Origin of the sequence: Pseudomonas fluorescens group sp., assembly GCF_020093335.1 — a bacterium.
Taxonomy (GTDB): Bacteria; Pseudomonadota; Gammaproteobacteria; order Pseudomonadales; family Pseudomonadaceae; genus Aquipseudomonas; species Aquipseudomonas petroselini.
Window position 1 is genome coordinate 1 of record NZ_JAIOKW010000033.1, and the last position, 22,675, is coordinate 22,675.

Sequence of the window (22,675 nt, forward strand, 5' to 3'; positions counted from 1 at the left end):
CCCCGATGGCAGTGGTTCAGTCACCGGATGCAGTGACTGACACTCTGCTATCGGGGGCAAGCCCCCTCCCACAGTTTGAGCATATTTCTTCAGGTGGATCGGGTCAGGCTTTCTGGGCCAACCCATCCGCCCTGAACATCCCCCGGATCCCCCGCACCGCCTGGCGAATGCGGTCCTGGTTCTCGATCAGCGCAAAGCGCACATGGTCATCGCCATACTCGCCAAAGCCAATCCCCGGCGATACACACACCTTCGCGTCCAGCAGCAATTTCTTGGCAAACTCCAGCGACCCCATGGCGGCATACTGCTCGGGAATCTTCGCCCAGACGTACATCGACGCCTTCGGATTCTCCACCATCCAGCCCAGCTCATGCAGGCCCTTGACCAGCACATTGCGGCGCTGGCGGTACTGCTCGGCGATGTCTTTCACGCACTGTTGGTCGCCTTCCAGCGCCGCAATCGCCGCCACCTGCAGCGGGGTGAAGGTGCCGTAGTCGTGGTAACTCTTGATCCGCGCCAGGGCGTTGACCAGTTCCGGGTTACCGACCATGAAGCCGATGCGCCAGCCGGCCATGTTGTAGCTCTTGGACAGGGTGAAAAACTCCACCGCAATGTCCTTGGCGCCCGGCACCTGCATGATCGACGGGGCTTTCCAGCCGTCGTAGACGATGTCGGCGTAGGCCAGGTCATGCACCACCAGCACGTCGTACTGCTTGGCCAGCGCAATCACGCGCTCGAAGAAGTCCAGTTCCACGCACTGCGCGGTGGGGTTGGACGGGAAGCCGAGGATCATCATCTTTGGCTTGGGGATCGAGCCGCGAATCGCCCGCTCCAGCTCGTCGAAGAAGTCCACGCCGGGCACCAGCGGCACCGATCGAACCTGGGCGCCGGCAATCACGGCACCGTAGATGTGAATCGGGTAGCTCGGGTTCGGCACCAACACCGTGTCGCCCTGGTCCAGGGTGGCCAGCATCAAGTGCGCCAGGCCTTCCTTGGAACCGATGGTGACGATGGCCTCGGTTTCGGGGTCGATGTCCACTTCATAACGGTCTTTGTACCAGCGCGAAATCGCCCGGCGCAGGCGCGGAATGCCTTTGGACGTGGAGTAGCCGTGGGTGTCTTCACGCTGGGCGACGGTGACCATTTTCTCCACGATATGCGGGGGAGTGGCGCCGTCCGGGTTACCCATGCTCAAGTCGATGATGTCTTCGCCGCGCCGACGCGCAGCCATCTTCAGCTCGGCAGTGATATTAAAAACGTAAGGAGGGAGTCGATCTATGCGCGCAAAGCGGCGCGGCGAACCTTGGTCTGCCATTGTTGCCTCGAGAGTACGTAAGCGCCCGGAACCGTCCGAGCGACGTCGGCCACTGCGGTGGCCTGCGGGGCAGACAATACGGTCGATGATGGCCAGTTGTCCAGATGCGTAGGAAAATTTTCTGCATGGAGTCCAGCGCGGATATGCCCCTATACTCGATACGGGTTTGTACCCTCATAAGAAGGAGACTGTTCGTATGGATCAGCAGACAAAACAACCGTTAGAGCCACGCATGGAAGCCGGTAAAGCCCTGGTGATCGCCGGGGTGCAAGGGCGTTACTCAAAGGCCACCGTGGGGGATATCCCCAAGCTGTGGGAATTGTTCGATACCTGCATCAAGGACATCAAGAAACGGGTTGGCGGTGTGACGTATGGTGTTTGCCACAACCCCAAGCATGGCGAATTCGACTACATGGCCGGTGTCGAGGTCCCGACCAAGGGCGACGTACCGAGCAACTTCGAGTCCATCGAGATTCCGCCGCTCAACTATGCCGTGTTCCCGCATTACGGGCCGGTGCAGGCACTGGAACAAACGTACGAGCGCATCATGTTCGAATGGCTGCCGCATTCGGGCTACAAGGTGATGGGCGCGGATTTCGAGCGCTACAGTGCCGATTTTGACGGGCGCAAGGGCACCGGGACGGTGGAAATCTGGTTGCCGGTAGGCGAAAGAGGCTGACCGCGACCCTTGTGGGAGCCGGCACGCCGGCTCCTACGGGACATCAATACAACGTAATTCTGACCCGCTCCGGCATCTCCCGGTCATACGCCTCGGCATCAAACTGCCCATCATTGAGCCGCTTGTGAAACGCCCCCGCTGACGGCAACGCCGAGCGGTCCAAATGTTTCTCCGGGTTCCAGCAGTCCGAGCGCACAAACGCCTTGGAACAGTGGAAATACGCGGCCTCTACCTGCACCAGAATCACCGACCGCGCCGGCTTGCCATTCACCGCAAAACTCTCCAGCAGTTCAGGCTCGATGGAAATCTGCGCCCGGCCGTTCACGCGCAAGGTTTCGCCAACCCCTGGAATGATGAACAGCAACGCAATCCGCGGGTCCTGCACCAAGTTGCGCAAGGTATCCACGCGATTGTTCCCCGGCCGGTCCGGAATCGCCAAGGTGCGCTCATCCACAATCCGCACAAACCCAGGCACATCGCCGCGTGGCGAACCGTCGATGCCGTCCGGCCCGGACGAACTCACCACCACCAACGGCGAAGCCCGCACCATGGCCTGGTAGTCCTCGTTGAGAAACGGGATTTCCTTGCGCACGGCGCGCTCGTGGGGGAGGCCGTAGAGGGTTTCGAGTTGTTCGAGGGTTGTCAGCATGTGAGTCACCTTTGCAAAAGGCAAAAAGCCTAATCTTTGAAAATTTCGGCGAGTTCTTCAAGCATTGGCAAACGCGCCGCTACCAGTATTACCTCACTGCTTAAGGCTGCCATCACGCGTGAATAGGCACCCATTGAAACGGACATACTGCCTTGCTCGATCTCTATGAGTTTCTGGCGAGTAACGCCCGCTAGCTTGGATAGATCTGATTGCTTGAAACCTTGGCTGAGACGCTTCGCACGAATCTGCTTGGCGAGCCTCTGCGTGATGAGTGAAGCATCCATGTCACGTAACCATTACATAGCTTGAGAGGTGTCATGTTTGCGTTACATTGGCTTGCCGTCAAGATTCACTTGGCAACCACCCACCTCAACCTTCGCTCATACCCAATCCGGCCCTTATACGCCTCCCCGCTATCCACCCATCCAGCCCTCAAGTACAACCCCATCGCCGCCACATTATCCGCGTCCACCGACAACTCCAGGCCCTTGATCTGCGGCCATGCCTGCAATGCCGCCGCCGGCAGCGCCTGCAAGCAGGCCCTACCGAACCCGCGCCCTTGTTGATGCCGATCCACCTGCAACGCATGCAAGGTCGCGCTGTGCTCATCCGCCCAATGGGGCAGGCACGGTGGGCGTTTGAGCAGCAGAAAGGCTACGGGCAGGTCGTCGGCGAGCAGGGCGAAGCCTTTGATGGCGTTGGGGTTGGGGTTGACCAACAGGCTGTTCAGCGCGCAGTAGATATCGCCGGAGTACGCCAGTTGCTCGGGATGCACTTGCAGGGTGTCGAGGTGCTGTTTCTGCACAAGGCTCAGCGTCTCATAGGGGACGAGGCGGGTTTCCATCAGTGGCGCATCCGAAATCCTACAAAGAGGCGTGGATTCTAGCGGGTTTGCCGGGGGCGAAATTATTTTTCAGTGGGCTGTCGATTTGCCGCTGGCTTGTTCGATTAAGGGTGTATTCCGCGCTTTTCCTCCCGAAGGAGTATCACCATGAGCACCGCCATCAACACCCTGATCGAACAATGGAAACACGCCGTCACCGCTAAGGATGTCGAGAAAATTGTCAGCTTCTACGCCGACGATATCGTCGCGTTCGACGCCGTCAGCGCCCTGCAATTCAAGGGCAAGGCCGCTTACCAGGCGCACTGGCAGGCCTGCATGGAGTTTTGCCCTGGCCCCGGCGTGTTTGACTTTCATGAGCTGCATATCGTCGCCGCCGACGACAGCGCCTTTGCCCACTGGCTCGCCCACTGTGGTGGCACCGGGCCGGATGGCGTGCTTAAAACCTGCTGGATGCGCGTGACCGCGGGTTACCAGCGCATTAATGGCCAATGGAAAGTGGTGCATGAGCACTGGTCTGCGCCTTTCGACATGGAAACCGGCACCGGTCTGTTCGACCTGAAACCTTGACCATCGCGATCTATAGTCAGTAGTCCGAAAACGGAGAACGTCATGAAATACCTGTGCCTGGTCTACAGCGACGAAGCGTTGCTGCACAGTCTGCCCGACAGCCCCAAGGACCCGGAATGCCATGCTTATGCGGCGTCCGTTCACGGCAGTGGCCGCATGCTGGCCGCCGAAGCGCTGGAGTCGGTCACCACCGCCACCACCGTGCGCATGCGCAATGGCAAGGTGTCGATCACCGACGGGCCGTTTGCCGAGACCAAGGAGCAGCTCGCCGGCTTCTACCTGATCGAGGCGCGGGACCTGAACGAAGCGATCCAGGTGGCCGGCGGCATTCCGGCCGCCCGGGTCGGCAGTGTGGAAGTGCGCCCCGTGCGCGAATTGAATCTCTGAACAACAACCATAAGACTCAAGAGGTTTACCCCATGTCTACGCAACCTGCCGAGTTTGAATTGTCCATCAGCCGCGTGATCGATGCACCGCGAAGCCGCGTGTTCCGTGCCTGGACCGAGCCCACCTTGCTCCAGCAATGGTGGGGCCCCCACGGCATGACCACCCCCGAGTGCGAAATGAACCTGTGGGTCGGAGGCCTGTTTCGCACCCTGATGCGTGCGCCCGACGGTGCGGAGTACCCGACCCAGGGCGTGTTCCTGGAGATCGTCGCGCCACGGCGCTTGGTGTTTACCGACGCCTTTACGCCGGGCTGGATTCCGTCGGGCAAGCCGTTCATGACCGCCGAAGTGACCCTGCAGGAGGTCGAGGGCAACAAGACCCTCTACACCGCCCGCGCCATGCATTGGCGTGCCGAAGACAAACAGGCCCACGAAACCATGGGCTTTCACGATGGCTGGGGTCAGAGTCTCGACCGCCTGGTAACCCTGGTCACCCAAGGCATGCGCGATTGACCTTTTCGGTCGAGGCGATCTACCGCAGCGAATCAAGGCGGGTGCTCGCGACGCTGATTCGCGTGCTCGGCGACTTCGACCTGGCCGAAGAAGCCCTGCACGAAGCGTTTTTCGTCGCGGTGCAACGTTGGCCGCTGGACGGTGTGCCGGACAACCCACGCGCGTGGCTGGTCTCGACCGGGCGCTTCAAGGCCATCGACCGTCTGCGCCGCCAGGCGCGTTTTACCCCGTTGCTGCAGGCGCAGGCCAATGCGCTGGAGGCGGCTGACTGGAGTGATGAAGACTTGGAAGACGACCGCCTGCGCCTGATCTTCACCTGCTGCCATCCGGCGCTGGCGGCCGACGCTCAGGCGGCGCTGACCTTGCGCGAGATTTGTGACCTCACCACCGAGGAAATCGCCCGGGCGTTTCTGGCCACGCCGGCCACCATCGCCCAACGTATCGTGCGGGCGAAGGGCAAGATCCGCGAGGCCGCAATTCCGTATCAGGTGCCGTCCCTGGCGGAGCTGCCCGAGCGTCTCGACAGCGTGTTGCGCGTGATTTACCTGGTGTTCAACGAGGGCTATTCGGCCTCCATGGGCGCTGACCTGACCCGTGAAGCGTTGACGCGCGAAGCTATCCGCCTGGGGCGTCTGTTGATGGCGTTGCTGCCCGAGCCGGAAGTCATGGGGCTGCTGGCGCTGATGCTGTTGCACGAGTCCCGACGCTCGGCGCGCACTTCGGCGAGTGGCGAATTGGTGCTGCTGGATGAACAGGACCGCTCGCTGTGGGATGCGTCCCTGATCGCCGAAGGCTGTGCGTTGGCGGAACAGGCGCTGAGCGCCCGGCGCTTTGGCCCGTATGGCCTGCAGGCCGCCATCGCGGCGGTGCATGCCGAAGCCACACGTGCAGACCAGACGGACTGGCGGCAAATCGTCGGGCTCTACGATGTGCTGCTCAGGATAATGCCGTCGCCGGTGATCGAACTGAACCGCGCCGTAGCGGTGGCCATGCGCGATGGCCCGCTGGCGGGGTTGCAGCAGGTAGAGCAGATTCTGGCGCGCGGCGAGTTGCAGGATTACCACCTGGCGCATTCGGCGCGGGGCGAGTTTTGTCGGCAACTGGGGCGTGTCGAAGCGGCGCGCACCGCCTACGAAAAAGCCCTGTCACTGACCCAGCAAATCCCGGAAAGACGCTTCCTCGAACAACGCCTGGCCGAACTCCAATCCCCCAGACAATGAAGCCCGCTCCCACACTGCCTTCATTGTCCAGAGGGCTCACTCCAGCATCGTGGCCAACAACCAACTCCCTGCCGGCCCCGGTGCATGCTGGCGCGACCACAACGCATCCACCGTGACCGAGCGTGGCCAGCCCCGCACCTTGAGTTCCTGCAGGCTGGCGTTGCCAAAACGCTCCACCAGCCAGCGGGGCAGGGGCGCCCAGCCGAAACCCAGCTGGGCCATCTCCATCAACATCAGGTAACTGGCGGCGGACCAGACCCGGCCAGCGGCGCGGTTGTCGTAAGGTTTGACGATGCTCGCCAAGCGCAATTCGCGATGGTGTTTCAAGGTCTGGTGGTCGACGCTGTCGAGGCTGGCCAAGGCGTGTTGCGGCGACACGAACAACGCGATCTCGGTGCGCTCCTGCACCGGCGAGCGCGTCAGGTCAGGCGGGTAGACGTCCTGCTGTTCGATAAACGCAATCTGCGCCCGGCCGCTTTGCACCAGGTCGATCAGGTCGTCGCATTCGGCGATCAGCCATTCCAGTTCGAGGTCGGGGTAACGCTCGGCGAACGCAATGATCGCGGTTTCAAAACGCTGCGATTGATACGTGTCCGACATCGCAATCGTCAGTCTCGGCTCCAACCCCTGGGCTAACTGACTCGCCGCCAGTTCCAGGCGGCTGCTGGCTTCCAGCACCTGCTCGGCCCGTTCCAGCAGCACATGGCCGGCTGGCGTCAACGTCGGCTTGCGGCTGCTGCGATCGAACAGCACCACATCCAGGTCGATCTCCAAGCTCGCGACTGCCGCGCTGACGGTGGACTGGCTCTTGCCCAGCTTGCGCGCCGCGGCGGAAAACGACCCTTGGGTGGCCGCCTGGACAAACGCTTGCAGCACTTCGTTGGACGCCATGTCTATCGCCTTGGTCGATGGTTATTGGTTATGAAGTATCGAGTCAGGGCGTGATCATGGCAACCCTCGTCATTCATGGAGCGCAGGTTATGAGCCCTACCAAGTCGATTACTGAACGCGTTTGCCAAGCCCTGGGCTTTGAAGGCTTGGCGTTGTTGATTTGTACACCGCTGCTGGTGTGGATCACCGGCAGGCCGGCCCTGGAAATGGGCGCGGTGACCTTGGGGCTGAGCCTGCTGGCATTGACCTGGAACATCGTGTTCAACAGCCTGTTTGACCGCCTCAAGGTGCGCCTGCAACTCGCCGCAGGTGGCTGGACGCGGGTGCTGCATGCGCTGATGTTTGAAGGCGGGCTGATTATCGTGGCCGTGCCGCTGATCGCGGCGTGGCTGAATATCAGCCTGATGCAGGCGTTTATGCTCGACATCGGTGTACTGCTGTTCTTCCTGCCGTACACCTATGTGTATCACTGGGGGTATGACGTGCTGCGCGACAAACTCCTACAGAAACATACCGCCCGAGGCCTCGATCCGCTGGCCGGTGATCCAGTGGCTACCGTCGGCCAGCAGGCTGGCAATCGCTCCGCCGATATCGTCCGGTAAGCCGGCGCGGCCCAGTGCAGTGTTACTGGCGACCATTGCGTTGAGGTTGGCGTTATCGCGTACCGCGCCGCCGCCGAAGTCGGTTTCAATCGCGCCAGGGGCGAGGATGTTGACGCTGATGCCACGCCCACCCAGTTCCTTGGCCTGGTAGCGGGTGAGCACCTCCATGGCGCCTTTCATGGCGGCGTAAGCGGCGTAGCCGGGCAGGCTGAAACGCGCCAGGCCGCTGGAGATATTGAGGATGCGGCCGCCGTCGCGGATCAGTGGCAACAGCTTCTGGGTGAGGAAAAACGGGCCCTTGAATTGAATCGCTACCAGTTGGTCGAACTGCGCTTCGGTGGTGTCGGCAAAGCTGGCGTGAATGCCGATACCGGCGTTGTTGATCAGAAAATCGAACTGATCCTGTGCGAAAACATCCTTGAGTGAGCTGGCAACCTCGCCGACGAAATCGCCAAAGGTCGCGCTTTGGCTCACGTCGAGTTTCAGCATCACCGCGCGGCCGCCCCGTTGTTCGATCTGGGCGACCAACGCCTGCGCTTCATCGGCCTTGCTGTGGTAAGTGCCGATGATATCGACGCCTTGAGCTGCCAAGTGCAACGCGGTGTTTTTGCCCAGGCCGCGGCTGGCACCGGTGATCAATGCGATTTTGCGGGTCATGGTGATGTCCTCTGTGATTGAGCGTTGGGAGCAGTTTATTTGTCCGGCCATATCGTGATAAACAGCGCTATACCGGAATCACTGGCCGGATAAGGCGAACAATCCCATGAACAAACTTGAGCTGCTGCGCACCTTCGTGCGCGTCACCGAACTGTCGAGTTTTACCCAGGCCGGCGAGAGCCTGGGCTTGCCGCGTTCAACCGTGTCCGAGCACGTGCAGGCGCTGGAGGAACTGCTCGGCGCGCGCCTGTTGCAGCGCACTACGCGCACGGTGCAGGCGACTCAGGACGGACGTGTGCTGTATGAGCGCAGCAAGGATTTGCTGTCGCACATGGAGGAGCTGGAGGGGCTGTTTCGCCAGGATGAAGCGCAACTCAGCGGGCGTATTCGGGTGGACATGCCCAATGTGATGGCGCGGGAATTGATCCTGCCGCGCCTGCCGTCATTCATGGATGCGCACCCGTTGATCGAGCTGGAAATCAGCACCACCGACCGCCAGGTCGACCTGCTCGCCGAGGGGTTTGATTGCGTGTTGCGGGTCGGCGCACAGCCGGACCAGACGGTGGTGGCACGGCGGTTGTGCAGCCTGCCGATGATCAACTGCGCGAGCGCGGCCTACCTGCAACGTCATGGCGTGCCCGAGACCCTGGCCGACCTGGCGCGGCATCAGTTGGTGCATTACGTGCGACCACTGGGCGCGCGTTCGGCGGGGTTTGAATACGTGCAGGGCAACAAGGTGCAGCGTATTGCCATGGCCGGGCGCGTGACGGTCAACAGCACCGATGCGTACAAAGCGGCGTGCCTGGGGGGCTTCGGGATTACTCAGGTGCCGGCCTTGGGCATCGGTGATTTATTGGCCAGCGGTGAACTGGTCGCAGTGCTGCCGGATTACCCCGCGCCAGCGCTGGATGTATCGCTGCTCTACGCGGGGCAGCGGCACCTGCCGCAGCGCGTGCGGGTGTTCATGGATTGGCTGGCGGCAACGTTGCAATCCCAGCTCTAACGCCGCGCCGATAATTGCTGCGGGGCCAGGAACGCATCGTGGAAGTAATCGCGTACCGCCTGCATCGCCGGGGTGAATGTGCGCTCGCGGTGCCAGGCCAGGCCCACGCTCATCGGCGTGACCGGGTCAGTGACCGTCAGGGTTTCGATGCGCTTGCCTTCCAATGACCAGGGCCGATGCACCAGGTCCGACAGGATCGCCACGCCGCTGCCGTTGGCGACCATGCTGCGCACCGCCTCCACCGAGCTGGTACGCAGCCGCACCTGGGGCGTTTGCCCGGCCTGTTCCCAGTAGCGCATGGCGCTGTGTTCGGCCTCGTCGACGGTGAGCAGGATGTAGGGTTCGCGGGCCACATCGGCCAGGCTCACGGCGCCACGTTCGCACAAGGGATGATGGCTGGGCAGCCACAGGCGGCGTTCCGAATTGAACAGGATTTCCGAGATAATATCCGGGTGAGTGAGGTTGGCGGTGAGCACCACGGCCATGTCGAACTGGCCGTCGAGCAAACCGTGTTCGATGGCCTGGCGCTCCTGCTCGAAGACCTCGATGGTCACGTCCGGGTGCCAGTGTTCCATGCGCTGCAAGTGGTGCGGCAGGAAGTAGCCGAGTACCGTGTAACTGGCGGCCAGGCGCAGCACGCCGCTGGCGCGGTAGTCGGGCAGCGGGCTGTTCAGCGCGTCATCGACGCTGCGCAGAATCACATAGGCGCGGTTGAGAAAGTGCCGCCCGGCGTCGGTCAGGTTCATGCCTTGGGCCGAGCGCACGAACAACTGCACGCCGAGCATGGCTTCCAGTTCCTTGATTGCCGTAGTCACCGCCGACTGGGAGATGTTCAGGTGGATGGCCGCCTGGGAAATCTGACCGATTTCGGCGGTGGCGACGAAGTAGCGGACTTGGCGCAGGGTCAGGGACATCGGCCTCTCCAAAACGTAGGGCTATCTGATTTTCAGAAGATGGGCCATCTGATAATAGATCTTCCCAAGGGGTCAAGCCGCAGCCTACTTTTCCAGCATCACTTAGGCGGAGCGACCTCGATGCAGGCAGTGGATTTCAATTCGGACATGGGCGAAGGCTTCGGCCCCTGGACCATCGGCGACGGTGTGGATGCGGAGCTGATGGCGTACATCAGCTCGGCCAATATCGCCACCGGCTTTCACGCTGGCGACCCCGGCACCATGCGTCGTACGGTTGAGCGGGCCAAGCAATTGGGCGTGGCCATCGGCGCGCATCCGGGCTTTCGGGACCTGGTCGGCTTTGGCCGTCGCCACATCAACGCGCCGCCTCAGGAATTGGTCGACGACATGCTCTACCAGCTCGGCGCCCTGCGTGAAATCGCACGGGCCCAGGGCATGACCCTGCAACACATCAAACCCCATGGCGCGCTGTATATGCACCTCGCCCGCGATGAAGAAGCGGCGCGGTTGCTGGTGCAGAACCTGCAAATCCTCGAGCCGACGCTGTTGCTCTACTGCATGCCCAATTCGGTGATCTGGCGGGTCGCCACCGAACTGGGGCAACCGGTGGTGCGCGAGTTTTATGCTGACCGTGAGTACGATCTCAGCGGCTCCATCGTGTTTACCCGCCAGGTCCGGGCGCTGGATCCGGCAACGGTCGCGGCGCGAGTCTTGCGTGCGTGCCAGACCGGTCTGGTGCGCACCGTAGAAGGCGAAGACGTGTTTATCGAATTCGATTCCATCTGCCTGCACAGCGACACGCCCGGCGCGCTTGAGTTGGTAGAAGCCACCCGCGAAGCCCTGGATCAAGCAGGCATCGTGGTAACGAATGGGTTTCTGTAGTGAGCGGGCTTGCCCCGCGCTGGGTGGCGAAGCCGCCCCTAAACCCGACGCCGCGTGTAGCCTGACACTACGCGGTGGTCTTATTGGGGCCGCTTCGCAGCCCAGCGCGGGGCAAGCCCGCTCACCACAACAAGCTTGTTCACCACAACAAGCCCGCTCACCACAACAAGGGTGTTCACCACAGCAAGCCCAGTCACCACAACAAGAAACGCCCTGAACATTTTTTTTTCGCCTGCCTTTCTACAATGATTCCAAGAGGAACAGACATGGCTGAAATGTCCCCCATCCGCTACAGCTTCGGCGGTGATGAACACCTGTTTGCCGAGGTCAGTGACAGCATGTCCCTGGAAGCCTTTTTCAAAGGCATGGCGGTGACACGCGCCGTGGAACGCCTGGCGCTCGAAGGCGTGCTGGATGTGTGCCTGGCCAATGCGTCGTTCCAGATTCGCTTCGACCCCGACCGCATCGCCCCCCATGTGTTGCTCGATGCGGTGCAGACCGCCGAAGCGCAGGCCGTGGCCGAGCGCACCTTGCACACGCGCATCATCGAAATCCCGGTGCTCTACAACGACCCCTGGACCCATGAAACGCTCATGCGTTTTCGCGACCGCCATCAGGACCCCAGCGGCACCGATCTGGAGTACGCCGCGCGCATCAATGGCCTGGCCGATGTCGATGCGTTTATCGCCGCCCACAGCGGCGCGCCGTGGTTTGTGTCGATGGTCGGGTTTGTCGCGGGCTTGCCGTTCATGTTCCAGATGGTCGAGCGCGAGCGCCAATTGCAGGTGCCCAAGTACCTGCGACCGCGCACCGATACACCGAAGCTGACCCTCGGCCATGGCGGCTGTTTTGGTTGCATCTACTCGGTGCGCGGTGCTGGCGGTTATCAGATGTTCGGCGTGACCCCGGCGCCCATCTACGACCCGGCGCAGCAATTGGCGTACCTCAAGGAACACATGGTGTTCTTCCGCCCCGGTGACATCGTGCAGTTCAAACCCATGGACCGCGACGCCTACGATCTTGCCGTCGCCGAGGTGGACGCAGGACGCTTCGACTTGCGCATCCGTCCGGTGGAATTTTCCCTCGACGCCTTTCTCGCCGACCCCATTGGCTATCCGAAAACCCTGCAGGAGGCGCTGGCATGATTAAGGTCCTCAAACCCGGCCTCGCCACCTCCGTGCAGGACCTTGGCCGCGAAGGTTATTACCATTTGGGCATCCCGCCGTCGGGCGCACTGGACCAGTACGCGCTGAGTGCGGCCAACCACCTGGTGGGCAACCCGGTGGGCGCGGCGGGCCTGGAATGCACGCTGATCGGCCCCGAGCTTGAGTTTCAGCAGGACGCGCTGGTGGCACTCAGCGGCGCCTTAATGTCGCCGCGCCTGGACGGTGAAGTCGTGCATCAGGACACTGCATTCCAGGTGCGCGCCGGGCAGGTCTTGCGCTTTGAGTTTCCCAAGGCCGGCGCGCGCACCTACCTCGCGGTGGCGGGTGGCATTGACGTGCCGCTGGTGCTCGGCAGTCGCTCCACCTATACCCTTGGCGCACTCGGCGGGTTTCACGGGCGACGCTTGCAGGCAGGCGATGAATTGCCCATCGGCGAACCCAGCGGCACGGGCCGTGCGGGCAACAGCCTGCCGATGGCGTTGCGCCGGTCGGTGGGTGGCGATGTGACCCTGCGTGTGGTGCCTGGCCTGTATTACGAGCGCCTGACCGCTGCGGCCAAAAGCAGCTTTTTTGCCGAGCCCTGGACCGTGGGTTCCGAAGCTGACCGCATCGGCTATCGCTTCAAAGGCGGCAGTGCGCTGAGCTTCCAGCCACGGGAGCAGCCGTTTGGCGCGGGATCGGATCCGTCGAATATCGTCGACAGTTGCTACCCGATCGGCTCGATCCAGGTACCGGCCGGGCTGGAGCCGATTGTGTTGCACCGGGACGCGGTGTCGGGCGGTGGCTACGCGATGATTGGCACCGTGATCAGCGCCGACCTGGACTTGATTGGGCAGATGCAGCCGAACCAGCGGGCGGGGTTTGTGGCGGTGACACTGGAGGAGGCGTTGGAAGCGCGGCGGATCTACAAAAAGCGCCTGAAGATGATGGCTGGACTGTTCGCTGGATAAAACTGTGGGAGGGGGCTTGCCCCCTCCCACATTTGGTTCTCTGTTCACTTTTGCTTTGGTTTTGTGTCAGAAGAGTTGGGTGAACAGCCAGTAAAGGCTGCCGGAAAGCAGGATCGCCGCCGGCAACGTGAGTACCCACGCCATCGCCAGGTTACGGATCGTACGCATCTGCAACCCACCGCCATTAGCCACCATCGTCCCCGCGACGCCCGACGACAACACATGCGTCGTCGACACCGGCAACCCATACATATCCGCCGCGCCGATGGTCAGCATTGCCACCATTTCAGCCGAGGCGCCTTGGGCGTAAGTCAGGTGGGTCTTGCCGATCTTTTCACCCACGGTCACCACGATGCGCTTCCAGCCCACCATGGTGCCGAGGCCCAGGGCGATTGCCACGGCGATCTTGACCCACAGCGGAATGAAGCGCGTGGAATTGTCGATTTGTTGCTTGAACAGTTGCAGCTTGCCTTGGGTATCGGCGTCGAAATTGCCGACCTTGCCCTTGTCCATCAGGCGAATGGTTTCGCTGCTCAGGTACATGTCGTTACGCACGTTGCCGACGGCTTCGGCAGGCACTTTGGCCAGGGAGCCGTAGCCTTTGACCTCCTCACCGATCTGCCCGGCCAGGGCCGCGAGGGCCGGCACCAGTTCTGCAGTGGCTTCCTTGGTGCGTACGTAGGTCGAGAGAATCGGGCGCGGATCGCCGCTCAGCGGTTGCGGTGCGCTTTTCACCAGGGCAACCTGGGTGACTTCGGCCACGGCCGCGAACTGCAACGACTGCTCGGCCGGCATGGTGCGGTTCAGCGCGTAGGCCATCGGCAGGGTGCCGACCAGGATCAGCATGATCAGGCCCATGCCTTTTTGCCCATCGTTGGAACCGTGGGCGAAGGACACGCCGGTGCAGGTGGCGATCAGCATGCCGCGGATCCACCATGGCGGCGGGGTGTCGCCTTTCGGCGCCTTGTACAGCGCACGGTTTTTGACGAAGGCGCGCAGGGCCAGTAACAGCATGGCCGCAAACGCGAAGCCGATCAGCGGCGACAGCAGCAAGGCGTAACCGATTTTGATCGCCTGGCTCCAGTCCACGCCGCTGGTGCCGTCACGCCCGTGCATCAAGGCATTCGCCACGCCCACGCCGATGATCGAGCCGATCAGGGTGTGGGACGACGACGCCGGCAAACCCAGCCACCAGGTGCCGAGGTTCCACAGGATCGCGGCGATCAACAGGGCGAAGATCATCGCGAAACCGGCCGATGAACCCACCTGCAAAATCAGCTCGACCGGCAGCAGCGCAATGATCCCGAACGCCACCGCGCCGCTCGACAGCAGCACGCCGAGGAAGTTGAAAAAGCCCGACCACACCACCGCGAAATGCGGCGGCAGCGAGTTGGTGTAGATCACCGTCGCCACGGCGTTGGCGGTGTCGTGGAAGCCGTTGACGAACTCGAAACCCAAGGCGATCAACAGCGCCACGCCGAGCAGCAAAAACGGCGTCCACGTGGTGAGTTGGGCGCCCATTTCATGCATGTCATGCATCAGGCTGTAGGCGGTGAACAACAGCCCCATGGCGAGCACGGCGAAGAAGATGATCACCGTCACCAGGCTGGGTTTCTTGTCCAGCCTGGGTTTGGGGTCTGCAACTGAGGTGTGGGTGGAGGCAGTCAGGGAAGGGGTGGCCATGCCGGAGCATCCAGTGTTGTGAGGATGTCGTTCATAGTCATTGCAGAATGTTACAGAGATGCTGCCATAGGTCAGTGTTTGATGGAATTGGGATAGCCGCTGATCCTGTATACGCCGCAGAACCTATGTGGGAGGGGGCTTGCCCCCGATTGCAGTAGGTCAGCTAAAGACAAACTGCCTGATCCACCGCTATCGGGGGCAAGCCCCCTCTCACATGTCAACTGCGTTCCAGTTCAGTAGTCTTTGCGCTTCCTGAAGGCCCATCGCCCGGCAATCAAGGTAAAGGTCGCCACCAACGCCACCAATATCCAAAAGCCTTCAGGGTCCTGCGAAAGTGGCACACCGCCCACGTTCATGCCGAAAAAACCGGCGATTATATTGATCGGCAATGCCAACACCGTCACCACGGTGAGGGTGAACAGCGTGCGGTTGCTTTGCTCGTTGAGGTTGGCGGCGATCTCTTCCTGCAACAGCTTGATCCGCTCACCCAAGGCCATCAGGTCGTTGATGATCAGCGCAAACTCCTCGGTGGATTTACGCAATTCCTTCACGTCTTCCTTCTGCAGCCACTGCGGCGGCCGGTTGAGCAGGCGCAGCAGCGAGCCCGGTTCCAGCGCCAGCAGGCGTTGCAGGCGCACCAGCACCCGGCGCGCGGCACCAAGCTCCGCGCGGTTGGTGGACAGGCGCGAAGACAGCAACTGGTCTTCGATATGGTCGACGCTGATGCTGGTCTTGCGCACGATCTGCGTCAGCACTTCACCCTGGTCGCGCAGCAGGTGCACCAGCAACGCCAGCGGCGAGCGAAAGCTTTCACCGGCTTTCACCGACGAGCGCAACTTGTCCACCGAATGCAGCGGTTGCAGGCGCGCGCTGATCAGCAGGCGGCTGCGGGCGCAAACCCACAGCGTAGAAATATCCGACGACACCATGCTGCTGAAATTGAACACCACGTCGTTGACCACCGCCAACAAGGCCGAGTCGACGTGTTCGATACGCGTGGAGCGTGAACCTTCATGCAAGGCTTCGAAAAATTCTTCCGGCAAATCCAGGTGTGCCTGCATCCAACGCTCGCACGCCGCGTGGGCGAGGTTCAGGTGCAGCCACAAAAACTCATCCGGGTCGGCCGGTTGTTGCAGCGCCTGGAGCGCCGTGGCCGAATCGATTTGCTCACCCTTTTCACCGGGGCGGAAACGGAAACCGTAAAGCAAGCCAAACAGGTCGGAGTCCTGGTGGCTGTGGTCGATGCTGTGGTTCATGAGGGCTCGCAGAGAAAAGGCCTGTAGGACGTTTCACAGGGCGCGTAGCGAATCATTGCAAGGGAATTTGACAGTTTTGTGACGGCTTGCGATTTATTTCGTTGCGGTGACATTTATTTGACCTCTTGTCAGGAACCGTTCAAGAAGCCTCTAGCACGGCGGATCCAAAGCATTAGCAACCGCTGTGGACCGGCGGTGCTTTTGATGACAGGGAAGTTAACGGCGTGCATGCACCACTTCCTTGTATCGAGGCTTTTCCCCGATGAATGTTTTGCGAACCTCCTTGAGAGCACAAATCCTTTCGCTGCTCGGTGGCAGCCTGTTGGCGATGCTATTGATCGCCCTGGCGTGTTTCAATTTCCTGTCCAACGGGGTGCAGAGTTACCGCAGTTTGATCGATGGGCCATTGCTGACCTCACAATTGATCGACGAGGCCAACCTGCAATTCAAGGTGCAGGTGCAGGAATGGAAAAACGTGTTGCTGCGCGGCAAGCAGCCGCAGGACATGGAGAAATACTGGGGTCAGTTCCAGGACCGCCAACGCGATGTGCAAGGCATCCTCGCGCGTCTGGTCACCCAGACCACCCGCGACCCGGCCCTGAACCAGCGCATCGAAACCCTGCGCCAGGCACACCAGCAACTGGGTGTGGCCTACCAGAAGGGCCGCGATGCCTACGTGGCGGCGGGTGGCGATGCAACCGTCGGCGACACCGCAGTCAAGGGTGTGGATCGCGCCGCGAGTGAGCAGATGAGCGCGCTGGTCAGTGACCTGCGCGAACAAGGCAGCCAGCAATCCAAGGCCATCAGTGCCTACGCCGAGCGCACCGTGCTGGTGGGCCTGGCGATCATGTTGCTGTCCGGTGTGTTAATCGGCCTGTTCAGCCTGTGGCTGATCAACCGCAATTTGATCCTGCCGATCCGTAGCCTGATCGACTATGTGACGCAACTGAGCCACGGTCGCTTCGCTGAGCGCGTGGCCAGCCGGCGCCAGGATGAGCTGGGCCACCTGGCCGCTGCCGCGAATACCTTGCGCGACTTCCTCGCCGAAACCTTCAGCCGCTTGCAGCGCAGCGCCACCGACCTGGTCGGTGCCAGCGGCGAACTGAATGCCATCGCCGGGCAGATGGCGACCGGCACCAGCGATCAATTCAACCGCACCGACCAAGTGGCCACGGCCATGACCGAAATGTCAGCCACCGCCCAGGAAGTCGCGCGCCACGCCGCCAGTGCTTCCCGTGCGGCCGACGAGGCGGACCACTCGGCCCGTGAAGGCGGCGAAGTGATGAAGGTCACCATCGCGACCATCGGTCAGATGCGCAACGAGATCCTCAACACCGGCACCATCATCCGTCGTCTGGAAACCGATAGCGTGCGCATCGGCAAGGTGCTGGAAGTGATTCGTGGCATCGCCGAGCAGACCAATTTGCTGGCACTGAACGCCGCCATCGAGGCCGCGCGCGCAGGCGAAGCCGGCCGCGGTTTTGCGGTGGTGGCCGATGAAGTGCGCAGCCTGGCGCAACGCACGGCGGCGTCGATCATCGAGATCAACGGGATTATCGAGGCGGTGCAGACCGGCGCGGTGGATGCGGCCCAAGCGATTGTGAGCGGTCAGTCGTGCAGCGATGACAGTGTGGAGAAGGTCACCCAGGCCGGCGCCATGCTCGCGCACATCACCCAGGCCGTCGAGGCCATCCGTGACATGAATCGCCAGATTGCCACGGCGGCCGAGGAGCAGACGTCGGTGGCCGAGGACATCTCGCGCAATATCACGCAGATCACCACGGTGGCGACGGCCAACCTCGACAACGTCAAGCGGACCGAAGCGGCGAGCCACAACCTGCGCGGGTTGTCGAGCGAGTTGAACGAGGTGACGGCGCGCCTCGGCGCCTGATCAGGCCGTTGGCAGGCTGAACGTGAACACGGTGCCGTGCTCAGCGGTGGTGGAGACGCTCAATTCACCGCCATGGGCGTCGGCAATCTGCTTGACGATGTACAACCCCAGTCCCAGACCGGCCTGGGGGGTGTCCTTGGCGGGGCGCGAGTAGGGCTCGAACAGCCGGGGCAAGGCTTGGGCGTCAATCTGTCCGGGGTTTTTCACGCTCAGGTTGAAACGACCCTGTTCGATTTTTGCCGTGACCTCCACCGGTCCATCGTGATGACCATGATGGATGGCATTGGCCACCAGGTTGGAGAGCAACTGCGCCAGGCGATCACGGTCGCCGCTCACGCCCTGCAGGTCGCCGATATCCGCCTGGATCACCCGTTGCGGGTGCACGCTCTGCACTTCCGAGACCACATGCTGCAATGCCTCCTGCAAACCCTGGCAATCGCCGATGTTCAGCGGGATACCGCTGCCCAGGCGGCCACGGGCAAAGTCCAGCAGGTCTTCGACCAACTGTGCGGCGCGGCGACCGCTGGTGAGGATATGGCGTACGAGGGTGTCGGTGGCCGGGTCGGGGAATTTGCGCAGCAGCCGTTCCGCACCGAAGTTGATCGCGAACAGCGGGTTGCGCAGGTCGTGGCCGAGCACTGCAATGAATTGCTCGCGCAATTCGGCGGTGCTGCGTTCTTCCTGCAATTGCGTTTGCGTGTAATGCGCGGCTTCTTCGGCTTCGATTTGCAAGGACAGCACCCGGGCGAACGACTCCATGGTGCTCTGGATACTGCTGCTGCGCAGATGGGCGGGGTTGGGGTCCAGGGCGCAGATGGTGCCGAAGAATCTGCCGTCGGTACGGAACACCGGCACCGAAATATAGCTTTCAAACTGGTAGAGCCGCGGGGTGTGGTGGTCGTGGTAGACCGGATCTTCGCTGGCTTTGTCGATCACCACGGACACGTGGGAGCCGCGAATCTCGTGGCAGATCGTGGTGGCTAGGTCCAGCTCACCGCCCACCCCAAGGCCGAAGTCCAGTTGGTCGAGCACGGCGCAGGCGGTCCAGGTGTCGTCGGTCACCCGCGCGACAGCGGCAAAGCGCAGGCCGGTCATATCACTGATGACTTTGAGCATCGCGGGGACGGCACTGATTCTGCCAATGGTGGCGATGTCGGCGGCTTTTTGCCCCATGCAGCACTCTCGATCCGTAAGGTGGTGAGCGTTATGCCCCGGCCAATGAGTGGGATTTTAGCGACCTTGTGCGCTGTAGGTGTTATTTCATTCGTTAGAGGGAGGGTTTTCCTACCCGCAGGCATAAAAAAACCGCGCTACCCAAAGGTAGCGCGGTTTTTATGTGAGGCGATCACTCAAGTATCGAGTTTGTCTTCCAGCACGGCGCCGGTCTTGGCGTCGAGTTTCACTTCAAACTTCTTGCCGGTGGTGTCGGTCAGGTCAACTTCGTAGACCAGTACGCCGCTTTTGTTGTGGTCCAGCTCGGTGTCGTTGATGGTGGCACCAGCGTGTTTGGCCACAGCGGCCGCGTTGAGTTTCTCGAAAGGCATCACTGCGCCGGACTTGAGCAGGCCTTCGATGTGGTCCGGGCGAACATCAGCCTGGGCCAGGCCGGCGGTCAGGGTCAGGGCGGTAGCGGCGAACAACGTAGTCAGGGTTTTCATGGTGTGTCCTTCTTCGGTGAGCTGTTTAAGTGGGATCAGGTTAGCCAGTGCAACTTAATTCATCCTTAATTAGTTCAAGCCGTTACGCCGTTTGTTCAATCCGATTAACACGCAGGCTTTCAGGCTTGAGCCTCCTGTAAAAGCGAGACTCGGATGAAACGGTTAGCGACTGGCCTCTGTGCGCCCCAGCGCCCCGAGGATCAGGCCTTTGACTCAGTACTTATAGTCGTTCAACAGATCCTGCACGCTGGACGACGGCCAGCGCTTGTAGAACTTCAGCAGTTCGGCGGCGCGGTTGGTGAAGATGCCGTCGACGCCGGCTTTCATCACCTTGTCGAAGTCCACCGGCTCATCGACGGTGTACACGTGCACCAGCAGGCCTTTGTCGTGGGTCAGCTTGTTCATTTCGGGTTTCACCAAGTCGGTGTAGCTCTGGTCGCCATGGGCGGTCAGCTCAGCCGAAGGGCCGGTGCCTATGGCGCCGAGGCTCTTGGCTTCGTCGACCCATTTTTCGAACTCGGCAGCATCCTTCGGTTCTTGCTTGGCGTAATACGCGGCCTTGGTGGTTTCGCCGGACTCCGCGAAGGTCTGCTTGTTTTTCGGCTCGATGCTGCCTTCACCCACCCACAACAGCAGGATTTTCGGGGTGTTGGGCATTTCGTTCTGCAGCGCTTTGAGGCTTGCCACTTCAAAAGTTTGCAGCACCACGCGGCCCTTGCCCTGGCCGACGCCGGTGTTGCTCTTGCCCAGCTTGGAACCGGCCGAACTCAGCCAGCCTTTGTCCAGCAGCTTGTTCTTCAGGTCGGCTTCGATGCCTGGGAATTGCTTGGGTTCTTTGGTCTCGATGTACAGGCCCGGTTTGTGCTGCGGGTTGCCTTCGGCGATCTTGATGATGTCGTCCAGGCTCTGGATTTTCAGGCCGACGAAACCTGGGCGTGCACGGTCCGGGTAGGCGGCGTTGAACCAGCTGCCGGCGTCGAGGGTTTGCAGTTCTTTCCACGTGAACTCGTTGGCCGGGGCGTCCTTGCGGTCGGGGAACTTGGTGGCCACGTCGGTGGTGCGCTGCAGGTTGTTGTCGTGCAGGGCGAACAGCACGCCGTCCTTGCTGCGCTGCAGGTCCATTTCCAGGTAATCGGCACCCAGGTCGCGGGCGACCTTGTAGGCGGCGGCGGTGGACTCGGGGGCGTCATAGGAGGCGCCACGGTGGGCGATCACGGCAGGGTAGGGGATGCCTTCGTTAGTCGCCAATTCAGCCGGGCTGATCGGGTCTTGCGCATGTGCCTGGCCGAGGCCGAGCATCAGGGCGAGCAGCAGGGCGCTCTTGGTAAACGTGGCAGGCATATGCGAAGTCCTTTCGTGGAGGTAGCTTTGAGAAGGCCTCCTTTTTAACAATTGATTGCGAAAGGCGCTATCACCAAACCGACATTAACGTGCGCACGGCCAAAGTTTTTCGGGTTTTTAGGGGATGCATTGCAGTACTCTTGCGCGAAGCTGCCCCGTCAGAGGGCGGTACTTTCGCCACGCGTGTAAACCATCTTTCCAGTCCCTGTGGGACTTTTCAGTGAGGTTTACCATGCGCATCACCTCCGAGCTTATCTGCCAGGCCGCCGACCAACTCCACGGGTTTGTTGGCCTCAACCGCAAGACGGGCCAGTACATCGTACGTTTCAGCGAAGACGCCTTCGGCATGGACGTGGCCGATGACGGCATCATCCCCACCGCCGAATTCGTCTGGCTGCCGGCCCCGGAGCAGACTATGACCCTGTCCCGCGAACGCATCCAGTTGCTGCTGGACCAGAACATCGACGACCGCATCAACATCACCGAGCCACTGCGGGTGTATATGCGTCGGGTGGAAATCCCGCAGATCACTGCGTTGCGCAGCCTGGTCAGTTAGGCGCAGGAGGGGCCTGTCTTTCAATTCTGGAAGGCGTAGGCCCGCTCGACTTTGCATACCCGGGTCTGAAAGGCCGAATACCACGTGGCGCGCCCCTGTTCGCGCACCGCCTGGTGCTCGGCCTGCTGCTTCCAGGCCAGGATCGCCGCCTCACTCTCCCAGTACGATACGGTGATCCCCAGGCCGTCTTCCCGCGCCGATTCCACGCCGAGAAACCCCGGTTGTTCGCGCGCCAGTTCGAGCATGCGGCCGGCCGCCTGGCCGTAACCTTGGTCGCCCTCGGTGCGCAGTGAGCTGAAAATCACCGCGTAATAGGGCGGGTTGGGCGTACGGGCGATCATGCCGACACCGCCTGGCAGGCGTTGAGCAGGGCAATCGCCAAGGGCGGGGTGACGCCTTTCAGCGCGCTGCGTTCGGGCTGGAACAACGTGGCCACGAAGAACGGATGATCGAGCAGTTCCACTGCGCGCAGGTCGCCAGCCGAATCATGACCACTGGGGATCAGGTCGCCTTCGAGCAGGGCATCAACGAACTCAGGGTTCACGCCGTAGCGGCAGCGATAACCTTCCAGCAGATCAAGGGTGCCGTAGGCGTCGGCGATGTGAGTGTAGGGCACCAGACGCACGTTGTCGGTGGCTTCCACCAGGGTACAGCTCAACGGCGCGATCACCGCGCGCTTGGCCTGTGGGGCGAGTTCGCCGTGCTCGGCGTCCTTCCAACCGAGCACATTGCGCGCGTATTCCAGTACGGCATGTTGAAAACCGCCGCAGGTGCCGAGGAACGGTCGCCGCTGTTCGCGGGCAAAACGGATCGCCCGCAGTGCGCCATCGGTGTCGCGGTAGGGGCTGCCGGGGACGCACCAGAAACCGTCGAAGTAGTGGAGGGTTTCTGGCATCGCCTCCGTGTCGAGCCATTGGGTATGGAGGGTCAGGCCCAGCGTGTCGGCCGCCTGTTGCAGCGCCAGGGGAATCGCCTGGTGAGCGATAACATCAGGGTTGTAATCGCCGATCAGGGCGAGGTGCAAGGGCGTGGCGTTCATGGTGTACATCCCG

General features: G+C 61.6%; 26 protein-coding genes. 12 read left to right on the top strand and 14 right to left on the bottom strand.

From position 1 onward, the window contains the following. Positions 1-103: 103 nt before the first annotated feature. The gene (gene alaC / locus K7431_RS24275; protein WP_015885523.1) at positions 104-1,315 is read right to left on the bottom strand and encodes an alanine transaminase; all 1,212 of its coding nucleotides are present in this window, start codon (positions 1,313-1,315) and stop codon (positions 104-106) included. Positions 1,316-1,511: 196 nt separating this feature from the next. Here alaC and K7431_RS24280 point away from each other — a divergent pair, with 196 nt between their 5' ends. Then, positions 1,512-1,994: a GyrI-like domain-containing protein gene (locus K7431_RS24280; RefSeq protein WP_043205791.1), complete on the top strand. Its 483-nt coding sequence runs from the start codon at positions 1,512-1,514 to the stop codon at positions 1,992-1,994. 43 nt (positions 1,995-2,037) lie between these two features. Here K7431_RS24280 and K7431_RS24285 read toward each other — a convergent pair whose 3' ends face one another. The 3 genes from K7431_RS24285 to K7431_RS24295 all read right to left on the bottom strand — a co-directional run bounded on the left by K7431_RS24285 (position 2,038) and on the right by K7431_RS24295 (position 3,487). Continuing rightward, positions 2,038-2,643, bottom strand: coding sequence for a pyridoxamine 5'-phosphate oxidase family protein (locus K7431_RS24285; protein WP_043205789.1), 606 nt, complete (start codon positions 2,641-2,643; stop codon positions 2,038-2,040). A gap of 29 nt (positions 2,644-2,672) precedes the next feature. Then, positions 2,673-2,927 carry a helix-turn-helix domain-containing protein gene (locus K7431_RS24290; RefSeq protein ID WP_043205788.1) on the bottom strand — a complete coding sequence of 85 codons (255 nt, stop codon included), beginning with the start codon at positions 2,925-2,927 and terminating at the stop codon, positions 2,673-2,675. A gap of 65 nt (positions 2,928-2,992) precedes the next feature. After that, positions 2,993-3,487: a GNAT family N-acetyltransferase gene (locus K7431_RS24295; protein ID WP_015885520.1), complete on the bottom strand. Its 495-nt coding sequence runs from the start codon at positions 3,485-3,487 to the stop codon at positions 2,993-2,995. 147 nt (positions 3,488-3,634) lie between these two features. Between K7431_RS24295 and K7431_RS24300 the strand changes: the two genes are divergently transcribed. From K7431_RS24300 to K7431_RS24315, 4 genes are read left to right on the top strand one after another with little or no spacing between them, the layout of a single operon-like run. After that, positions 3,635-4,054, top strand: a complete 420-nt coding sequence (locus K7431_RS24300) for a YybH family protein (protein WP_015885519.1) — start codon at positions 3,635-3,637, stop codon at positions 4,052-4,054. Between the two features lie 42 nt (positions 4,055-4,096). Beyond that, positions 4,097-4,441 carry a YciI family protein gene (locus tag K7431_RS24305; RefSeq protein ID WP_015885518.1) on the top strand — a complete coding sequence of 115 codons (345 nt, stop codon included), beginning with the start codon at positions 4,097-4,099 and terminating at the stop codon, positions 4,439-4,441. A 32-nt stretch (positions 4,442-4,473) separates the two neighbouring features. Further along, positions 4,474-4,953 carry an SRPBCC family protein gene (locus tag K7431_RS24310; RefSeq protein WP_015885517.1) on the top strand — a complete coding sequence of 160 codons (480 nt, stop codon included), beginning with the start codon at positions 4,474-4,476 and terminating at the stop codon, positions 4,951-4,953. Next, positions 4,950-6,173, top strand: a complete 1,224-nt coding sequence (locus tag K7431_RS24315) for an RNA polymerase sigma factor (protein WP_015885516.1) — start codon at positions 4,950-4,952, stop codon at positions 6,171-6,173. Before K7431_RS24310 ends, K7431_RS24315 begins: the two co-directional genes overlap by 4 nt. Before the next feature lie 36 nt (positions 6,174-6,209). On the opposite strand, the gene K7431_RS24320 is transcribed toward K7431_RS24315, so the two are convergent. Continuing rightward, on the bottom strand, positions 6,210-7,064 hold the full coding sequence (locus tag K7431_RS24320; RefSeq protein WP_015885515.1) for a LysR family transcriptional regulator: 855 nt from the start codon (positions 7,062-7,064) through the stop codon (positions 6,210-6,212). A gap of 89 nt (positions 7,065-7,153) precedes the next feature. Here K7431_RS24320 and K7431_RS24325 point away from each other — a divergent pair, with 89 nt between their 5' ends. Next, positions 7,154-7,666, top strand: coding sequence for a multidrug/biocide efflux PACE transporter (locus tag K7431_RS24325; protein ID WP_043205787.1), 513 nt, complete (start codon positions 7,154-7,156; stop codon positions 7,664-7,666). Here the strand turns inward: K7431_RS24325 and K7431_RS24330 are convergent. Beyond that, a complete protein-coding gene (locus tag K7431_RS24330; protein ID WP_015885514.1) occupies positions 7,565-8,323 on the bottom strand; it encodes an SDR family NAD(P)-dependent oxidoreductase in 759 nt (252 codons plus the stop codon). The genes K7431_RS24325 and K7431_RS24330 overlap by 102 nt on opposite strands. A gap of 106 nt (positions 8,324-8,429) precedes the next feature. On the opposite strand from K7431_RS24330, the gene K7431_RS24335 reads away from it, so the two are divergent. Beyond that, a complete protein-coding gene (locus K7431_RS24335) occupies positions 8,430-9,326 on the top strand; it encodes a LysR family transcriptional regulator (RefSeq protein WP_015885513.1) in 897 nt (298 codons plus the stop codon). Here K7431_RS24335 and K7431_RS24340 read toward each other — a convergent pair. Next, entirely contained in the window at positions 9,323-10,240 is a 918-nt protein-coding gene (locus tag K7431_RS24340; protein ID WP_015885512.1) for a LysR family transcriptional regulator, read from the bottom strand. The genes K7431_RS24335 and K7431_RS24340 overlap by 4 nt on opposite strands. A gap of 120 nt (positions 10,241-10,360) precedes the next feature. Between K7431_RS24340 and K7431_RS24345 the strand changes: the two genes are divergently transcribed. The 3 genes from K7431_RS24345 (at position 10,361) to K7431_RS24355 (ending at position 13,238) form a co-directional block, all read left to right on the top strand. Further along, a complete protein-coding gene (locus K7431_RS24345) occupies positions 10,361-11,122 on the top strand; it encodes a 5-oxoprolinase subunit PxpA (RefSeq protein WP_015885511.1) in 762 nt (253 codons plus the stop codon). A gap of 266 nt (positions 11,123-11,388) precedes the next feature. Then, entirely contained in the window at positions 11,389-12,267 is an 879-nt protein-coding gene (locus K7431_RS24350; protein WP_043205785.1) for a 5-oxoprolinase subunit B family protein, read from the top strand. Continuing rightward, the gene (locus K7431_RS24355) at positions 12,264-13,238 is read left to right on the top strand and encodes a biotin-dependent carboxyltransferase family protein (protein WP_015885509.1); all 975 of its coding nucleotides are present in this window, start codon (positions 12,264-12,266) and stop codon (positions 13,236-13,238) included. The genes K7431_RS24350 and K7431_RS24355 overlap by 4 nt, the downstream gene beginning before the upstream one ends. 66 nt (positions 13,239-13,304) lie before the next feature. Here the strand turns inward: K7431_RS24355 and K7431_RS24360 are convergent, their stop codons facing one another. Together K7431_RS24360 and K7431_RS24365 are read right to left on the bottom strand one after the other, a co-directional pair. Further along, entirely contained in the window at positions 13,305-14,921 is a 1,617-nt protein-coding gene (locus K7431_RS24360; protein WP_015885508.1) for an inorganic phosphate transporter, read from the bottom strand. A 233-nt stretch (positions 14,922-15,154) separates the two neighbouring features. Next, positions 15,155-16,177: a transporter gene (locus K7431_RS24365; protein WP_015885507.1), complete on the bottom strand. Its 1,023-nt coding sequence runs from the start codon at positions 16,175-16,177 to the stop codon at positions 15,155-15,157. A 262-nt stretch (positions 16,178-16,439) separates the two neighbouring features. On the opposite strand from K7431_RS24365, the gene K7431_RS24370 reads away from it, so the two are divergent. Next, on the top strand, positions 16,440-18,068 hold the full coding sequence (locus tag K7431_RS24370) for a methyl-accepting chemotaxis protein (RefSeq protein ID WP_015885506.1): 1,629 nt from the start codon (positions 16,440-16,442) through the stop codon (positions 18,066-18,068). Here K7431_RS24370 and K7431_RS24375 read toward each other — a convergent pair whose 3' ends face one another. The 3 genes from K7431_RS24375 to K7431_RS24385 form a co-directional block, all read right to left on the bottom strand. Then, positions 18,069-19,241 carry a GAF domain-containing sensor histidine kinase gene (locus K7431_RS24375; protein WP_015885505.1) on the bottom strand — a complete coding sequence of 391 codons (1,173 nt, stop codon included), beginning with the start codon at positions 19,239-19,241 and terminating at the stop codon, positions 18,069-18,071. A 176-nt stretch (positions 19,242-19,417) separates the two neighbouring features. Then, the gene (locus K7431_RS24380) at positions 19,418-19,726 is read right to left on the bottom strand and encodes a PepSY domain-containing protein (protein ID WP_015885504.1); all 309 of its coding nucleotides are present in this window, start codon (positions 19,724-19,726) and stop codon (positions 19,418-19,420) included. A gap of 213 nt (positions 19,727-19,939) precedes the next feature. After that, on the bottom strand, positions 19,940-21,067 hold the full coding sequence (locus tag K7431_RS24385) for a glycerophosphodiester phosphodiesterase family protein (RefSeq protein WP_015885503.1): 1,128 nt from the start codon (positions 21,065-21,067) through the stop codon (positions 19,940-19,942). A 232-nt stretch (positions 21,068-21,299) separates the two neighbouring features. Here K7431_RS24385 and K7431_RS24390 point away from each other — a divergent pair, with 232 nt between their 5' ends. Beyond that, positions 21,300-21,623 (top strand): DUF2025 family protein, encoded by a 324-nt coding sequence (locus K7431_RS24390; RefSeq protein ID WP_015885502.1) that lies wholly within the window; start codon positions 21,300-21,302, stop codon positions 21,621-21,623. Between the two features lie 20 nt (positions 21,624-21,643). Here the strand turns inward: K7431_RS24390 and K7431_RS24395 are convergent, their stop codons facing one another. Both K7431_RS24395 and K7431_RS24400 read right to left on the bottom strand, forming a co-directional pair. After that, a complete protein-coding gene (locus K7431_RS24395) occupies positions 21,644-21,964 on the bottom strand; it encodes an antibiotic biosynthesis monooxygenase family protein (protein ID WP_015885501.1) in 321 nt (106 codons plus the stop codon). Next, positions 21,961-22,662, bottom strand: coding sequence for a CTP synthase C-terminal region-related (seleno)protein (locus K7431_RS24400; protein ID WP_173390388.1), 702 nt, complete (start codon positions 22,660-22,662; stop codon positions 21,961-21,963). The genes K7431_RS24395 and K7431_RS24400 overlap by 4 nt, the downstream gene beginning before the upstream one ends. Between the last annotated feature and the right edge of the window lie 13 nt (positions 22,663-22,675).

Excerpts from the sequence above, each read along its gene's own strand:
- K7431_RS24345 (WP_015885511.1), top strand. The coding sequence starts at position 10,361 with ATGCAGGCAGTGGATTTCAATTCGGACATGGGCGAAGGCTTCGGCCCC.
- K7431_RS24305 (WP_015885518.1), top strand. The coding sequence starts at position 4,097 with ATGAAATACCTGTGCCTGGTCTACAGCGACGAAGCGTTGCTGCACAGT.
- K7431_RS24395 (WP_015885501.1), bottom strand. The coding sequence starts at position 21,964 with ATGATCGCCCGTACGCCCAACCCGCCCTATTACGCGGTGATTTTCAGC.
- K7431_RS24285 (WP_043205789.1), bottom strand. The coding sequence starts at position 2,643 with ATGCTGACAACCCTCGAACAACTCGAAACCCTCTACGGCCTCCCCCAC.
- K7431_RS24300 (WP_015885519.1), top strand. The coding sequence starts at position 3,635 with ATGAGCACCGCCATCAACACCCTGATCGAACAATGGAAACACGCCGTC.
- K7431_RS24320 (WP_015885515.1), bottom strand. The coding sequence starts at position 7,064 with ATGGCGTCCAACGAAGTGCTGCAAGCGTTTGTCCAGGCGGCCACCCAA.
- K7431_RS24400 (WP_173390388.1), bottom strand. The coding sequence starts at position 22,662 with ATGAACGCCACGCCCTTGCACCTCGCCCTGATCGGCGATTACAACCCT.
- K7431_RS24370 (WP_015885506.1), top strand. The coding sequence starts at position 16,440 with ATGAATGTTTTGCGAACCTCCTTGAGAGCACAAATCCTTTCGCTGCTC.
- K7431_RS24380 (WP_015885504.1), bottom strand. The coding sequence starts at position 19,726 with ATGAAAACCCTGACTACGTTGTTCGCCGCTACCGCCCTGACCCTGACC.
- K7431_RS24385 (WP_015885503.1), bottom strand. The coding sequence starts at position 21,067 with ATGCCTGCCACGTTTACCAAGAGCGCCCTGCTGCTCGCCCTGATGCTC.
- alaC (WP_015885523.1), bottom strand. The coding sequence starts at position 1,315 with ATGGCAGACCAAGGTTCGCCGCGCCGCTTTGCGCGCATAGATCGACTC.
- K7431_RS24340 (WP_015885512.1), bottom strand. The coding sequence starts at position 10,240 with ATGTCCCTGACCCTGCGCCAAGTCCGCTACTTCGTCGCCACCGCCGAA.
- K7431_RS24360 (WP_015885508.1), bottom strand. The coding sequence starts at position 14,921 with ATGGCCACCCCTTCCCTGACTGCCTCCACCCACACCTCAGTTGCAGAC.
- K7431_RS24375 (WP_015885505.1), bottom strand. The coding sequence starts at position 19,241 with ATGGGGCAAAAAGCCGCCGACATCGCCACCATTGGCAGAATCAGTGCC.
- K7431_RS24295 (WP_015885520.1), bottom strand. The coding sequence starts at position 3,487 with ATGGAAACCCGCCTCGTCCCCTATGAGACGCTGAGCCTTGTGCAGAAA.
- K7431_RS24350 (WP_043205785.1), top strand. The coding sequence starts at position 11,389 with ATGGCTGAAATGTCCCCCATCCGCTACAGCTTCGGCGGTGATGAACAC.
- K7431_RS24325 (WP_043205787.1), top strand. The coding sequence starts at position 7,154 with ATGAGCCCTACCAAGTCGATTACTGAACGCGTTTGCCAAGCCCTGGGC.
- K7431_RS24335 (WP_015885513.1), top strand. The coding sequence starts at position 8,430 with ATGAACAAACTTGAGCTGCTGCGCACCTTCGTGCGCGTCACCGAACTG.
- K7431_RS24365 (WP_015885507.1), bottom strand. The coding sequence starts at position 16,177 with ATGAACCACAGCATCGACCACAGCCACCAGGACTCCGACCTGTTTGGC.
- K7431_RS24390 (WP_015885502.1), top strand. The coding sequence starts at position 21,300 with ATGCGCATCACCTCCGAGCTTATCTGCCAGGCCGCCGACCAACTCCAC.
- K7431_RS24330 (WP_015885514.1), bottom strand. The coding sequence starts at position 8,323 with ATGACCCGCAAAATCGCATTGATCACCGGTGCCAGCCGCGGCCTGGGC.
- K7431_RS24310 (WP_015885517.1), top strand. The coding sequence starts at position 4,474 with ATGTCTACGCAACCTGCCGAGTTTGAATTGTCCATCAGCCGCGTGATC.
- K7431_RS24355 (WP_015885509.1), top strand. The coding sequence starts at position 12,264 with ATGATTAAGGTCCTCAAACCCGGCCTCGCCACCTCCGTGCAGGACCTT.
- K7431_RS24290 (WP_043205788.1), bottom strand. The coding sequence starts at position 2,927 with ATGGATGCTTCACTCATCACGCAGAGGCTCGCCAAGCAGATTCGTGCG.
- K7431_RS24280 (WP_043205791.1), top strand. The coding sequence starts at position 1,512 with ATGGATCAGCAGACAAAACAACCGTTAGAGCCACGCATGGAAGCCGGT.